This is a genomic window from Enterobacter cloacae complex sp. 372C4 (assembly GCF_050030615.1).
Lineage (GTDB): Bacteria > Pseudomonadota > Gammaproteobacteria > Enterobacterales > Enterobacteriaceae > Enterobacter > Enterobacter intestinihominis.
Genome location: NZ_JBLGUQ010000001.1, coordinates 1,778,743 through 1,792,479, shown reverse-complemented (window position 1 = coordinate 1,792,479; position 13,737 = coordinate 1,778,743). Strand labels below are relative to the sequence as shown.

Below are 13,737 nucleotides of genomic sequence, written 5' to 3'. Positions count from 1 at the left end.
CAATTTTGCCAAATACTGGATAAATGTAATGTCCCTGGCGAAGTGAGAGAGCGATCACAATGCTACTTTTTGGCGATCAGCTGGCTGTGATACTGGCGTCGATATTCGGAAGGGGAACGTTCAGTGTGCTTGCGAAAGAGACGGCAAAAGTAGTTGCTGTCCGTAAATCCGCAGCTTGCAGCGATATCTTTGATTTTAAACTCGTAGCCTTTAAGAAGCTGACGCGCGTGCTCGAGGCGTGTTTGCGTAAGATATTCGTTGAACCCCACGCTGCCTGTTTTTTGAAAAAGATGAGAAAGGTAGTTCGGTGAAATATAAAACGCCTGCGCCACCGATTCACGGGTCAGTGCAGAGGCGTGATGTTCTTCGATGTAGTGACGAATCGCTTCAAATAATGCACGGCTGCGGCTGGCGGTATGGATATCGCTGCCCAGCAGATCGCGACAGTGGCTGAGCAAACTTAATACCACCAGTCTGGCCGTTTCCCGATCGTCTGGCTGCATTTGCAATTCAGCGAGCGTCTGCAAAAGGAATGCGCCCACTCGCGGCCCGCGTCTGGCAACCTGTTGCTGTTGCAAAAGCGTGTTGTCGCGCTCGAGCTGAAGAGTCAGTTGTTGCTTGCCGAAGCTGATGTTGAGCGAAAAGGCGGGTTGAAGCGGAATATTACCGGATGAAAAAAATAACGCTTCGCAGGCCGTATCAAAGCTAAGCACGAGGCAAGGTGACGTTCGGGGGAGCGGTTTAGCCGAAGGGGGGAAATGCACCTGACGCAGCGGCAAGGTGCCGTTGATCAGGTCATTCAGGATGTGGGGGATATCGTGGTGCATGGTGTGGATACCAGGGTATTGCCCGGCGGCGCTGGCGCTTGCCGGGCCTACGAAAAGCCTATTGTAGGCCGGGTAAGCGTGAGCGCCACCCGGCAAAACCGATCAACCGGTGTTACGCATCCCCGCCGCAACGCCCGCAATCGTCACCATCAGCGCCTGTTCAACGCGCGGATCCGGCTCTTTACCTTCCTCTTCCGCCAGACGCGAACGGTGCAGCAGTTCAGCCTGTAAAACGTTCAGCGGGTCGGTGTAGATGTTACGCAGTTGGATAGACTCGGCGATCCACGGCAGGTCTTCCATCAGGTGGGAGTCGTTAGCGATATCCAGCACCACTTTGATGTCGCCTTCCAGCAGCTCGCGTAGCTCTTTACCCAGCGCCCACAGCTCGGGTTTCACCAGACGCTGATCGTAGTATTCCGCCAGCCACAGGTCGGCTTTCGAGAAGACCATCTCCAGCATGCCCAGACGGGTAGAGAAGAATGGCCAGTCGCGGCACATGGTTTCCAGTTCGCTCTGCTTACCGTCTTCCACCACTTTTTGCAGCGCCGCACCGGCACCCAGCCAGGCTGGCAGCATCAGACGGTTTTGCGTCCAGGCAAAGATCCACGGAATGGCGCGCAGGGATTCAACGCCGCCAGTAGGACGACGCTTGGCCGGGCGCGAGCCGAGCGGCAGTTTACCCAGCTCCTGCTCAGGCGTGGCTGAGCGGAAGTAAGGCACAAAGTCTTTGTTTTCACGCACGTAGCCGCGATACAGATCGCAGGAGATGTCAGACAGCTCGTCCATAATCCGGCACCAGGATTCTTTTGGCTCCGGCGGCGGCAGCAGGTTGGCTTCCAGGATCGCACTGGTATAGAGCGACAGGCTGCTGATGGTCACTTCCGGCAGGCCGTACTTGAAGCGGATCATCTCGCCCTGCTCGGTCACGCGCAGGCCGCCTTTCAGGCTTCCTGGTGGTTGAGAGAGCAGCGCTGCGTGTGCAGGCGCACCGCCACGACCAATTGAGCCGCCGCGTCCGTGGAACAGGGTCAGTTCAATACCGGCTTTTTCGCAGGTTTTAATTAGCGCATCCTGCGCCTGATACTGCGCCCAGGAGGCTGCCATCACGCCCGCATCTTTCGCGGAGTCGGAATAGCCAATCATCACCATCTGCTTGCCCTGAATAAAGCCGCGATACCAGTCGATGTTCAGCAACTGGGTCATCACGTCGTTGGCGTTGTTCAGGTCGTCGAGAGTCTCAAACAGCGGTGCTACCGGCAGAGCGTAGTCGATGCCCGCTTCTTTCAGCAGAAGGTGAACGCCCAGCACGTCGGACGGGGTCTTCGCCATGGAGATCACATAGGCGGCCACCGATCCTTTCGGGGCATCCACGATCGCTTTACAGGTGTTGAGCACTTCGCGGGTGTCATTGCTTGGCTCCCAATTGCGCGGCAGCAGCGGGCGCTTGGAGTTCAGCTCGCGGATCAGGAACGCCTGTTTGTCGGCTTCGGACCAGCTTTCATAGTCGCCAATGCCGAGATAGCGGGTCAGCTCGCCCAGCGCTTCGGTATGACGGGTGCTTTCCTGACGGACGTCGATACGCACCAGCGGCACGCCGAAACACTTCACGCGGCGCAGGGTGTCGAGCAGCTCGCCATTGGCAATGATGCCCATCCCGCAGGCCTGAAGCGATTTATAACAGGCGTACAGCGGTTCCCAGAGCTGTTCGTTCTGGCTCAGCAGACCTTCCGGCTTCGGCAGGCGCTGGCCTTTCAGGCGCGCTTCCAGCCAGGCCTGCGTGGCCATCAGCTGACCGCGCAGTTTTTTCATCAGGAAACGGTACGGCTCACTGGCACCTTCTTCACCGGCCAGCGCGCGCAGTTCCGGCGTCGCTTCTACCATCGACAGCTCGGAGATCAGCACCTGAATATCTTTCAGGAACAGGTCGGTTGCTTTCCAGCGGCTCAACAACAGGACGTGACGGGTGATTTCCGCCGTCACGTTCGGGTTGCCGTCGCGGTCGCCGCCCATCCAGGAAGTGAAGCGAACCGGCACAAAGTCGACCGGCAGGCGATAGCCCAGATTTTCTTCCAGCTGTTCGTTCAGCTCGCGCAGGTAGTTTGGCACCCCTTCCCACAGGCTGTTTTCCACCACCGCAAAGCCCCATTTGGCTTCGTCGACCGGGCTTGGGCGATGCTTACGAATTTCATCGGTGTGCCAGGACTGAGCAATCAGCTGGCGCAGGCGGCGCATAAGCTGGTTACGTTCGTAGTCGGCAATGTCTTTGTTATCCAACTGCTTCAGACAGTTGTTCACTTCCACCATTTTGTGGATCAGCGTACGACGCGTGATTTCGGTTGGGTGTGCGGTCAGCACCAGCTCCAGCGAAAGGGATTCCACCGCTTTTTTGATGGTCGCTTCGTTGAGGTTGGGCTGGTCTTTGAGTTTACGAAGGGTGCGGGCAATGACTTCCGGGTTGCTGGCCGCTTCGCCTTTTGGCGAAATGCTGTGGTATTGCTCAGCGGTGTTTGCCAGGTTCAGAAACTGGCTGAAGGCGCGGGCAACGGGCAGTAGCTCATCATTAGAGAGGTTCTGCAAGGTGGTGAGCAGCTCCTGACGATTGGCCTCGTTACCGGCGCGGGAAGATTTGGACAGCTTGCGGATGGTTTCAACACGGTCGAGGATGTTCTCCCCCAACGCATCTTTGATGGTATCTCCAAGCACTTTGCCGAGCATACTGACATTACTACGCAACGCGGAATATTGTTCGTTCATAAAAACCCAGTCACCCCATCATTTTTGTTTATGCCCAGGCGAAAATTTTCTGGACATTATTTTGTCATCTCCCTTTATAAAGCCACGTAAAACCCCCGTCGTCAATTGCTGCGAAAACGGTTCAGCAGATGAATAAATGCGGGCAATTTACGAAATTTAATTCGTATTGCGTCAGATAAGAGATGCTTATGGGAATGTGACGTAGATCGCGGGATTTACTCCTCTCACCCTAACCCTCTCCCCAAAGGGGAGAGGGTACTTGAACACCCTCTCCCCTTTGGGGAGAGGGCAGGGTGAGGGGCCGTTTTAATGCCAGCAGAAGTGATGCACAACCTGGGTAATGAGTTCGCGGGTGGGCTTGATGAAGCGGGTTTCGAGATATTCGTCCGGCTGGTGGGCCTGGTTGATGGAGCCAGGGCCCAGAACCAGCGTCGGGCACAGGGTCTGAATAAACGGCGCTTCGGTGCAGTAGTTCACCACGTCGGTTTTCTCTCCGAGCAGTTTTTCCACCACCTGAACCAGCTGGTGGTCAGGCGGGCATTCGTAGCCTGGAATCGGCGGATGCAGTTCGGAGACCGTCAGACGTCCCGGCCAGCGCTCGCTGACCGGGGCCAGCGCTTCGTTCAGTAAGCCATCCAGATCGCTCAGCGTCATACCCGGCAGAGGACGGATATCCATATGCAATTCGCAGCAGGCGCAGATACGGTTGGACGCATCACCGCCGTGCAGGCTGCCGAGGTTCAGCGTCGGATACGGCACGGTGAACGCCTCGTAGTGATAGCGCTCTTTCAGATCGTCGCGCAGGGTCATGATGCGGCCAATCGCGTCATGCATCAGCTCAATGGCGTTCACGCCGCGCGCCGGATCGCTGGAGTGACCAGACTGGCCCAGCACGCGCACTGCGGTAGAAATATGGCCTTTGTGCGCCCGAATCGGTTGCAGAGAGGTAGGTTCACCGATGATCGCGCAGTCCGGGCGAATCGATGTGTTTTCAGAGAAATACCGTGCGCCCGCCATGCTGGTCTCTTCATCGGCGGTCGCCAGAATGTAGAGCGGCTTTTTCAGCGTTGTCACGTCCACGTCACGCAGCGCGTCGAGGATAAAAGCAAAGAAGCCTTTCATGTCCGCCGTGCCGAGACCGTAGAGCTTGTTGTCGTGCTCTGTCAGGGTGAACGGATCGCGGGTCCAGCGGCCATCGTCAAACGGCACGGTGTCAGTGTGACCAGCCAGCAGCAGGCCGCCAGCGCCATGTCCGGTGCTGGCGAGCAGGTTAAATTTGTGACGTGTTCCGGGGACGGGCTGAACCTCAACGTTAAACCCAAGATCGCTAAACCAACCCGCCAGCAGATTGATTAAAGACTCATTGCTCTGATCCAGCGCTTCTTCCGTTGCGCTGATGGACGGTGTGGCAATCAGGGCGCGGTAAATCTCGATAAATGGCGGTAAGTTCATTTTCATTGTTGACACACCTTAGGTCGTGATAGTATCAATATTCATGCAATAAATGTGAATAAAAATACATTAACGTTGAGCATAAAGGAACCCGATGTTGAATACGCTGATTGTAGGCGCTAGCGGTTATGCGGGCGCAGAGCTTGTAAGCTACGTGAATCGCCACCCACATATGACCATAACCGCTTTGACCGTGTCAGCGCAAAGCAATGATGCCGGAAAGTTAATTTCCGATTTGCATCCACAACTTAAGGGCGTGGTTGATTTGCCTTTGCAGGCCATGTCTGACATCAGCGAGTTTAGTGACGGCGTTGACGTGGTGTTTTTAGCCACCGCACACGAGGTCAGTCACGACCTGGCGCCGCAGTTTCTGGCAGCCGGTTGCGTGGTCTTCGATCTCTCCGGCGCGTTTCGCGTTAACGACAGCGCGTTCTACGAAAAATATTACGGCTTCACCCATCAGCACCCGGATCTGCTCGAAAAAGCGGTGTACGGCCTGGCGGAGTGGAGCGCAGATAAACTGAAAGAAGCGAATCTGATTGCCGTGCCTGGCTGTTACCCGACGGCGGCGCAGCTCTCCCTTAAGCCGCTGATCGACGCGGGTCTGCTGGATCTTGACCAGTGGCCGGTGATCAACGCCACCAGCGGCGTGAGCGGCGCCGGGCGCAAGGCCGCGATCTCCAACAGCTTCTGCGAAGTGAGCCTTCAGCCGTATGGCGTGTTTAATCACCGTCATCACCCTGAAATCACCACCCATCTGGGCGCGGAGGTGATCTTCACCCCGCACCTCGGTAGCTTCCCGCGCGGGATCCTCGAAACCATTACCTGCCGCCTGAAGCCGGGTGTGACCAAAGAACAGGTGAGCGAAGTCTTCACGCAGGCGTATGCGGATAAACCACTGGTGCGTCTGTATGACAAAGGCGTACCAGCGCTAAAAAACGTGGTCGGCCTGCCGTTCTGCGACATCGGCTTTGCCGTGCAGGGCGAGCACCTGATTGTGGTCGCCGCAGAAGATAACTTACTCAAAGGCGCTGCCGCACAGGCAATGCAGTGTGCAAATATTCGTTTCGGCTTCCCTGAAACGCAGGCTCTTATTTAAGGTGTGATGATGAACCCATTAATTATCAAACTCGGTGGTGTACTGCTGGACAGCGAAGAAGCGCTGGAGCGCCTGTTTACCGCGCTGGTGAACTATCGTGAATCACATCAACGTCCGCTGGTGATTGTCCACGGCGGCGGCTGTGTGGTGGACGAGCTGATGAAAGGGCTCAACCTGCCGGTGATTAAGAAAAATGGCCTGCGCGTCACGCCTGCCGACCAGATTGACATTATTACTGGTGCGCTGGCGGGGACGGCGAACAAAACGCTGCTGGCGTGGGCGAAGAAGCACCACATCGCGTCCGTTGGTCTCTGTCTGGGCGATGGCGATAGCGTGAAAGTGACCCAGCTCGACGAAGCGCTTGGCCATGTTGGACTGGCGCAGCCAGGTTCGCCTAAGCTGATTAACACCCTGCTGGAAGGTGGTTTTCTGCCGGTGGTGAGCTCAATCGGCGTGACCGAAGAGGGCGAGCTGATGAACGTCAATGCGGACCAGGCGGCAACCGCGCTGGCGGCCACGCTGGGCGCAGACCTGATCCTGCTCTCCGACGTGAGCGGTATTCTGGACGGCAAAGGCCAGCGTATAGCGGAAATGACCGCCGCAAAAGCCGAACAGCTGATCGATCAGGGCATTATCACCGACGGCATGATCGTTAAGGTGAACGCGGCGCTGGATGCCGCGCGCACGCTGGGTCGTCCGGTGGATATCGCCTCCTGGCGTCACGCGGAGCAACTCCCGGCGCTGTTTAACGGTACGCCGATTGGTACGCGTATTCTGGCTTAAGATTCTGTGCCGGATGGCGCTTCGCTTATCCGGCCTACGTGAATTTTGTAGGCCCGGTAAGCGCAGCGCCACCGGGCAAAAATATCATCATTAAGGAAATTCGTTATGGCACTTTGGGGTGGGCGTTTTACACAGGCAGCGGATCAGCGGTTCAAACAGTTCAACGACTCTTTGCGCTTCGACTACCGCCTGGCCGAACAGGATATTGTCGGCTCTGTGGCCTGGTCCAAAGCGCTGGTGACCGTGGGCGTGCTGACCGCAGAGGAACAGCAGCAGCTGGAAGAGGCGCTGAATAATCTGCTGGAAGAGGTGCGTCTGGATCCGCAGCAAATCCTCCAGAGCGATGCCGAAGATATTCACAGCTGGGTGGAAGGCAAACTCATCGACAAAGTCGGCCAGCTGGGTAAAAAACTGCATACCGGCCGTAGCCGTAATGACCAGGTGGCGACCGACCTGAAGCTGTGGTGCAAAGAGACCATAGGCGAACTGCTGGCGGCAAATCGTCAGTTGCAGGGCGCGCTGGTGGACACTGCGCAGAACAATCAGGATGCGGTGATGCCGGGTTATACCCACCTGCAACGCGCACAGCCGGTGACCTTTGCGCACTGGTGTCTGGCCTACGTTGAGATGCTGGCGCGTGATGAGAGCCGTTTACAGGATACCTTAACGCGTCTGGACGTCAGCCCGTTGGGCAGCGGCGCGCTGGCCGGTACGGCTTATGAAATCGACCGTGAGCAGCTGGCAGGCTGGCTGGGCTTTGCTTCCGCCACCCGCAACAGCCTGGACAGCGTCTCTGACCGTGACCACGTGCTGGAGCTGCTGTCGAATGCCTCTATCGGGATGGTGCACCTGTCGCGCTTTGCCGAAGACCTGATCTTCTTTAACTCTGGCGAAGCGGGCTTCGTCGAGCTGTCCGACCGCGTGACGTCCGGCTCCTCCCTGATGCCGCAAAAGAAAAACCCGGATGCGCTGGAGCTGATCCGCGGCAAATGTGGCCGCGTGCAGGGCGCGCTGACCGGCATGATGATGACCCTGAAAGGGCTGCCGCTGGCATACAACAAAGACATGCAGGAAGACAAAGAGGGGCTGTTCGACGCGCTCGACACCTGGCTGGACTGTCTGCATATGGGCGCGCTGGTGCTGGACGGCATTCAGGTGAAACGTCCGCGCTGCCAGGAAGCGGCGCAGCAGGGCTATGCTAACTCAACTGAGCTGGCGGACTACCTGGTGGCGAAAGGTGTACCGTTCCGCGAGGCGCACCATATTGTGGGTGAAGCGGTAGTGGAAGCGATTCGTCAGGGTAAAGCCCTTGAAGAGCTGGCGCTTGCCGACCTGCAAAAATTCAGTGCGGTTATTGGGGAGGATGTCTACCCGATTCTGGCCCTGCAATCCTGCCTGGATAAGCGTGCGGCGAAAGGTGGAGTCTCGCCGAAGCAGGTAGCGCAGGCGATTACGGACGCGAAAAACCGGTTGGTTTGATTTGTGCGGGCTGGTGCCCTCACCCCGGCCCTCTTCCACAGGGAGAGGGAGAAAAACGGAGCCTGGCTTAGTGCTGGGCTTTTTTATACGCAAAAAAAAGCGGACCACGGGGTCCGCAAAAGTTCACGTTGGCTTTAGTTTTTCGAGTTTTGAGAGAAACTCGCTGACGGTGCGGGGTCGTTTTGGGTCAAACACGTGCCGCCTCGTCTATGTGATGTATTATTCAACAGAATGCTTGATAGGGATAATCGTTCGTTGCTATGCTATCTATCGCCATGAACTATCGTGGCGACGGAGGATGAATAATGAATATTCGTGATCTTGAATACCTGGTAGCGTTAGCTGAGCATCGCCATTTTCGCCGCGCGGCAGACTCCTGCCACGTCAGCCAGCCAACGCTGAGCGGTCAGATCCGCAAGCTGGAAGATGAGCTGGGCGTGATGCTGCTGGAGCGCACCAGTCGTAAGGTACTGTTCACGCAGGCAGGTCTGCTGCTGGTGGATCAGGCGCGCACCGTACTGCGCGAGGTCAAAGTGCTCAAGGAAATGGCAAGCCAGCAGGGGGAGGCGATGTCCGGCCCGCTGCATATTGGCCTGATCCCAACCGTTGGCCCGTATCTGTTGCCGCAAATCATTCCGCTGCTGCACCAGACGTTCCCGAAACTCGAAATGTACCTGCATGAAGCGCAAACCCATCAGCTGCTGGCGCAGTTAGACAGCGGCAAGCTCGACTGCGCGATCCTGGCGCTGGTCAAAGAGAGTGAAGCCTTTATTGAAGTACCGCTGTTCGATGAGCCGATGATGCTGGCGATCTATGAAGATCACCCGTGGGCGAACCGCGATCGCGTGCCGATGGCCGATCTGGCCGGAGAAAAGCTGCTGATGCTGGAAGACGGCCACTGTCTGCGCGATCAGGCGATGGGCTTCTGCTTCGAAGCGGGTGCAGATGAAGATACCCATTTCCGCGCAACCAGCCTGGAAACGCTGCGTAACATGGTCGCGGCGGGAAGTGGCATTACGCTGCTGCCTGCGCTGGCCGTGCCGCGCGAGCGTAAGCGTGATGGCGTGGTCTATCTGCCGTGTATTAAGCCAGAGCCGCGTCGCACGATCGGCCTGGTTTATCGTCCGGGTTCACCGCTGCGCAGCCGCTATGAGCAGCTGGCAGAGGCCATCCGTGGTGCAATGGATGGCCATTTCGACAACGCGTTAAAACAGGCGGTTTAAGCCGTTCAGCGCAGCTACCCGATAGGCTTCCGCCATGGTCGGGTAGTTAAAGGTGGTGTTAACGAAGTACTCGATGGTGTTGCCACCACCTTTTTGCTCCATGATCGCCTGGCCGATATGAATGATTTCCGCGGCACGTTCACCAAAGCAGTGAATACCGAGGATCTCTTTCGTCTCGCGATGGAACAGGATCTTCAGCGTACCCACGCTCATCCCCACAATTTGTGCGCGCGCCAGGTGTTTAAACTGGGCACGACCCACCTCGTAAGGCACCTTCATGGCCGTCAACTGCTGCTCGGTTTTGCCGACAGAACTGATTTCCGGGATGGTGTAGATGCCCGTCGGGATGTCCTCGATCAGATGCGCCGTCGCTTCACCTTTCACCAGCGCCTGTGCGGCGATGCGGCCCTGATCGTAAGCAGCGGAGGCCAGACTTGGGTAACCAATAACGTCGCCCACCGCGTAAACGTGCGGCAGCGCAGTCTGGTACATGCTGTTGACCTTGAGCTGACCGCGGCTGTCGGTTTCAAGCCCGATATTCTCCAGCTGCAATGAATCCGTGTTGCCGGTACGGCCGTTGGCGTACAGCAGGCAGTCCGCCTTCAGCTTCTTACCAGATTTCAGGTGCATGATCACACCGTCGTCGCAGCCTTCGATTTTCTCGTACTCTTCGTTGTGGCGAATCACCACGCCACTATTCCAGAAGTGGTAGGAGAGGGAATCTGACATCTCCTGATCGAGGAACGCCAGCAGCCGGTCGCGGGTGTTGATCAAATCGACTTTGACCTCCATTCCCCGGAAAATCGACGCATATTCACAGCCAATCACGCCCGCGCCATAGATGATCACATGGCGTGGCTCGTGGTGCAGGCTGAGGATGGAGTCGCTGTCGTAAATGCGTGGATGAGAGAAGTCCACGTCTGCCGGATGATATGGGCGCGATCCGCAGGCGATCACAAATTTTTCAGCGGTGAGCGTCTCAACCGAACCGTCGTGGCACTCCAGCGCCAGGGTGTGTTCATCCACAAAATGCGCGTTACCCTGCAGAATTTCACAGTGGTTGCGCTCATAGAAACCCTGACGCATGCGCGTCTGCTGGTTAATGACCGTGTCTGCGTGATTCAGGATATCGGCAAAAGAAGAACGAAGAAGTCGGGAGTGGTCGCTGTAAAGAGGGTTCTGGTTAAATTCGATAATGCGGCTAACGGCGTGGCGGAGGGCTTTCGAAGGGATGGTGCCCCAGTGGGTGCAACCGCCGCCGACATTATGGTAGCGCTCAATAACCGCTACTCTGGCTCCCTGTTTTACCAGACCCATAGCAGCACCTTCGCCGCCGGGGCCGGAACCAATAACTATTGCGTCGTAATCGTAGGAATGTGGCATGGCAAGGCTTACCTGTTCTTATACATAAAAGCAACAGAATCATAACATCATTGCCTGGGTAACCCAATTATCGTTGTGCTTTTTTCGGGCAGTGGAGCACAAACCGCGCGTAAACAATCATTCACAAAGCCAGGTAAACAGATTAATTTTATTCTCTGGTATAGTGCCAACGGGCCTTTGGAAGGATTCAACTATCGTGATGGGCGTAAGAGCACAACAAAAAGAGAAAACCCGGCGTTCGCTGGTGGAAGCCGCATTCAGTCAACTGAGTGCTGAGCGGAGTTTTGCCAGTTTAAGCCTGCGCGAAGTGGCGCGCGAGGCCGGGATTGCGCCAACGTCCTTCTATCGTCATTTCCGTGATGTGGATGAACTGGGCCTGACCATGGTCGACGAGAGCGGTTTGATGCTGCGCCAGCTTATGCGTCAGGCGCGTCAGCGTATTGCCAAAGGCGGCAGCGTGATCCGCACCTCCGTGTCGACATTTATGGAATTTATCGGCAATAACCCTAACGCGTTTCGCCTTTTGCTGCGCGAGCGCTCTGGCACGTCGGCGGCGTTTCGTGCCGCCGTCGCGCGTGAAATTCAGCATTTCATCGCGGAACTTGCCGACTATCTTGAACTCGAAAACCATATGCCGCGTGCGTTTACTGAAGCACAGGCCGAGGCGATGGTGACCATTGTTTTCAGCGCGGGTGCCGAAGCGCTGGATGTCAGCATTGAGCAACGTAAGCAACTCGAAGAGCGACTGGTATTGCAGCTGCGGATGATTTCTAAAGGTGCGTACTACTGGTATCGCCGTGAACAAGAGAAGTTGGCACATCAAAACGATGAGTGAAGGTGAGTAATGAAACAGTCAGGTCAGGATAAAGGAACGCTGTTGCTGGCATTGATCGCTGGCTTATCCATTAACGGTACGTTTGCGGCGGTTTTCAGCTCAATTGTACCGTTCTCGATTTTCCCGATTATCGCGCTGGTGCTGACGGTGTATTGCCTGCATCAACGTTATCTGAACCGCACCATGCCGGTTGGGTTACCGGGGCTGGCCGCAGCCTGTTTTATTCTGGGTGTATTGTTGTACAGCACCGTGGTGCGTGCAGAGTATCCGGATATCGGTTCTAACTTCCTGCCTGCGGTGCTGTCTGTGGCGCTGGTGTTCTGGATTGGCTCGCGCATGCGTAGCCGCAAGAGCCAGTTACCAGAGTAAAGGGTTTTGTCATTGTAGGCCGGATAAGCGAAGCGCCATCCGGCTTTTTTGGCAGGTGGCGCTTCGCTTACCTGCCCTACAAGGCCCACATTACTTCGCCGTGAGCAGTACGCCGCACTCCATATGGTGCGTATATGGGAACTGATCGAACAGCGCCAGACGTTCAACCTTGTGCGTCTGGCTTAATGTTTCCAGATTCTTGCACAGCGTCTCCGGGTTACAGGAGATGTACAAAATACGCGGGTACGCCTGCACCATCTTCTCGGTTTCGCTGTCCAGGCCACTGCGCGGCGGATCGACAAAAATTGTCTCACACTGGTAGCTCTTCAAATCAATCCCTTGCAGGCGGTTAAACTCACGTACGCCGTTCATCGCCTGGGTAAACTCTTCTGCCGCCATACGAATGATCTGCACATTATCAATATGGTTAGCGGCGATGTTGTACTGCGCGGCGGCCACCGACGGTTTGGCGATTTCCGTCGCCAGCACGCGCTCGAAGTTACGCGCCAGCGCCAGCGAGAAGTTGCCGTTACCGCAGTAGAGCTCCAGCAGATCGCCCGTCGACCCTTCCGTCGCATTCAGCGCCCACTCCAGCATCTGCACGTTCATTGCCGCATTCGGCTGGGTGAAGCTGTTCTCCACCTGACGGTAAACCATCTCTTTTCCGGCCACCGGCAAACGCTCGTCGATGTAATCCTGGTCCAGCATGATTTTGGTTTTGGTCGCGCGGCCAATCAGGTGCACGTTGATGTTCTGCGCGCGCAGCGCATCGCGCAGGGCTTCTGCCTGCTCGCGCCACTCGTCGGTCAGCGCTTTGTGATAGAGCAGAGAGACAATGGCCTGATTGCTTTGGGTGGTCAGGTAGTCAATCTGGAACAGCTTGTTGCGCAGCACCGGATTAGTGCGCACACCGTCGATCATCAGCGTCATTAGCTGGTTGATAAGCTCACTCGCCGCCGGGAAACTGTCTACGCGAATCCGGGATTTCGTCTGCTGATCGAAAATGATGTGGTACAGGTCATCGCCATCGTGCCAGATGCGAAACTCAGCGCGCATACGGTAGTGGCTGACCGGAGAACGAAACACCTCGGGAACGGGCGCGTTGAAAGGCGTCATCATACTTTGCAGGCGGACAACTTTTTCTGCCAGCTGTGCGTCGTACTGTTCTGTCGGGAGGTGTTCGGGGGTCATGATGCGTCCTGAGTGATAAAGAATTACGCGGGGATTGTAGGGATTGTGCAGTGGATGTCCAGATTTAATGGCTAATAGCTATCTGGACATCTATACGTGTCTAATTGTAGCATTCTGTTTCCGGTCTCCTGAGAGTGAAAAGGGAATCCAGTGCAAATCTGGAGCTGACGCGCAGCGGTAAAGACTGGCGGGATGAGAGTTGTAGACACTGTGAAAACGGGAAGTCTTCATCCGTATAACGCCACCCAGCCCGAAGACCTGCCGGGATCACGTCGCATTTGGTTTCATCATCGCGTGCTATCGATGAGGCCTGCGGCATCCTTCTTATATTGTGGATGCTTT

11 protein-coding genes and 1 riboswitch are annotated in these 13,737 nt (G+C 56.4%); of the genes, 6 read left to right on the top strand and 5 right to left on the bottom strand.

Going from position 1 to position 13,737, the window contains the following annotated elements:
* Positions 1–62 precede the first annotated feature (62 nt).
* The 3 genes from ACQG11_RS08555 to argE all read right to left on the bottom strand — a co-directional run bounded on the left by ACQG11_RS08555 (position 63) and on the right by argE (position 5,039).
* Entirely contained in the window at positions 63–827 is a 765-nt protein-coding gene (locus tag ACQG11_RS08555; protein WP_023298892.1) for a helix-turn-helix transcriptional regulator, read from the bottom strand.
* A gap of 102 nt (positions 828–929) precedes the next feature.
* On the bottom strand, positions 930–3,581 hold the full coding sequence (gene ppc, locus ACQG11_RS08550) for a phosphoenolpyruvate carboxylase (protein ID WP_022649787.1): 2,652 nt from the start codon (positions 3,579–3,581) through the stop codon (positions 930–932).
* A 306-nt stretch (positions 3,582–3,887) separates the two neighbouring features.
* Positions 3,888–5,039 carry an acetylornithine deacetylase gene (gene argE / locus ACQG11_RS08545; protein WP_015569956.1) on the bottom strand — a complete coding sequence of 384 codons (1,152 nt, stop codon included), beginning with the start codon at positions 5,037–5,039 and terminating at the stop codon, positions 3,888–3,890.
* Positions 5,040–5,127: 88 nt separating this feature from the next.
* Between argE and argC the strand changes: the two genes are divergently transcribed.
* From argC to oxyR, 4 genes are all read left to right on the top strand, one after another.
* Positions 5,128–6,132 (top strand): N-acetyl-gamma-glutamyl-phosphate reductase, encoded by a 1,005-nt coding sequence (argC, locus tag ACQG11_RS08540; protein ID WP_063163757.1) that lies wholly within the window; start codon positions 5,128–5,130, stop codon positions 6,130–6,132.
* Positions 6,133–6,138: 6 nt separating this feature from the next.
* Positions 6,139–6,915 (top strand): acetylglutamate kinase, encoded by a 777-nt coding sequence (gene argB / locus ACQG11_RS08535; protein WP_094948456.1) that lies wholly within the window; start codon positions 6,139–6,141, stop codon positions 6,913–6,915.
* A gap of 105 nt (positions 6,916–7,020) precedes the next feature.
* Entirely contained in the window at positions 7,021–8,394 is a 1,374-nt protein-coding gene (gene argH, locus ACQG11_RS08530) for an argininosuccinate lyase (protein WP_063163756.1), read from the top strand.
* Between the two features lie 305 nt (positions 8,395–8,699).
* Positions 8,700–9,617 (top strand): DNA-binding transcriptional regulator OxyR, encoded by a 918-nt coding sequence (oxyR, locus tag ACQG11_RS08525; protein WP_022649783.1) that lies wholly within the window; start codon positions 8,700–8,702, stop codon positions 9,615–9,617.
* Here the strand turns inward: oxyR and sthA are convergent.
* Positions 9,600–11,000 (bottom strand): Si-specific NAD(P)(+) transhydrogenase, encoded by a 1,401-nt coding sequence (gene sthA, locus ACQG11_RS08520; protein ID WP_003862057.1) that lies wholly within the window; start codon positions 10,998–11,000, stop codon positions 9,600–9,602. The two genes, oxyR and sthA, sit on opposite strands and share 18 nt — an antisense overlap.
* Positions 11,001–11,196: 196 nt before the next feature.
* On the opposite strand from sthA, the gene fabR reads away from it, so the two are divergent.
* Positions 11,197–11,835 (top strand): HTH-type transcriptional repressor FabR, encoded by a 639-nt coding sequence (gene fabR, locus ACQG11_RS08515; protein ID WP_003862059.1) that lies wholly within the window; start codon positions 11,197–11,199, stop codon positions 11,833–11,835.
* 9 nt (positions 11,836–11,844) lie between these two features.
* Positions 11,845–12,204: a YijD family membrane protein gene (locus ACQG11_RS08510; protein ID WP_017383113.1), complete on the top strand. Its 360-nt coding sequence runs from the start codon at positions 11,845–11,847 to the stop codon at positions 12,202–12,204.
* A gap of 90 nt (positions 12,205–12,294) precedes the next feature.
* On the opposite strand, the gene trmA is transcribed toward ACQG11_RS08510, so the two are convergent.
* Positions 12,295–13,395, bottom strand: a complete 1,101-nt coding sequence (gene trmA, locus ACQG11_RS08505; RefSeq protein WP_023298887.1) for a tRNA (uridine(54)-C5)-methyltransferase TrmA — start codon at positions 13,393–13,395, stop codon at positions 12,295–12,297.
* Between the two features lie 104 nt (positions 13,396–13,499).
* Positions 13,500–13,675: riboswitch (cobalamin riboswitch) on the top strand.
* The last annotated feature ends 62 nt before the right edge of the window (positions 13,676–13,737 follow it).

Bases quoted from the DNA above. Each gene is read 5' to 3' on its own strand.
- ACQG11_RS08555 (WP_023298892.1), bottom strand. From the start codon at position 827: ATGCACCACGATATCCCCCACATCCTGAATGACCTGATCAACGGCACC.
- ppc (WP_022649787.1), bottom strand. From the start codon at position 3,581: ATGAACGAACAATATTCCGCGTTGCGTAGTAATGTCAGTATGCTCGGC.
- argE (WP_015569956.1), bottom strand. From the start codon at position 5,039: ATGAAAATGAACTTACCGCCATTTATCGAGATTTACCGCGCCCTGATT.
- argC (WP_063163757.1), top strand. From the start codon at position 5,128: ATGTTGAATACGCTGATTGTAGGCGCTAGCGGTTATGCGGGCGCAGAG.
- argB (WP_094948456.1), top strand. From the start codon at position 6,139: ATGATGAACCCATTAATTATCAAACTCGGTGGTGTACTGCTGGACAGC.
- argH (WP_063163756.1), top strand. From the start codon at position 7,021: ATGGCACTTTGGGGTGGGCGTTTTACACAGGCAGCGGATCAGCGGTTC.
- oxyR (WP_022649783.1), top strand. From the start codon at position 8,700: ATGAATATTCGTGATCTTGAATACCTGGTAGCGTTAGCTGAGCATCGC.
- sthA (WP_003862057.1), bottom strand. From the start codon at position 11,000: ATGCCACATTCCTACGATTACGACGCAATAGTTATTGGTTCCGGCCCC.
- ACQG11_RS08510 (WP_017383113.1), top strand. From the start codon at position 11,845: ATGAAACAGTCAGGTCAGGATAAAGGAACGCTGTTGCTGGCATTGATC.
- trmA (WP_023298887.1), bottom strand. From the start codon at position 13,395: ATGACCCCCGAACACCTCCCGACAGAACAGTACGACGCACAGCTGGCA.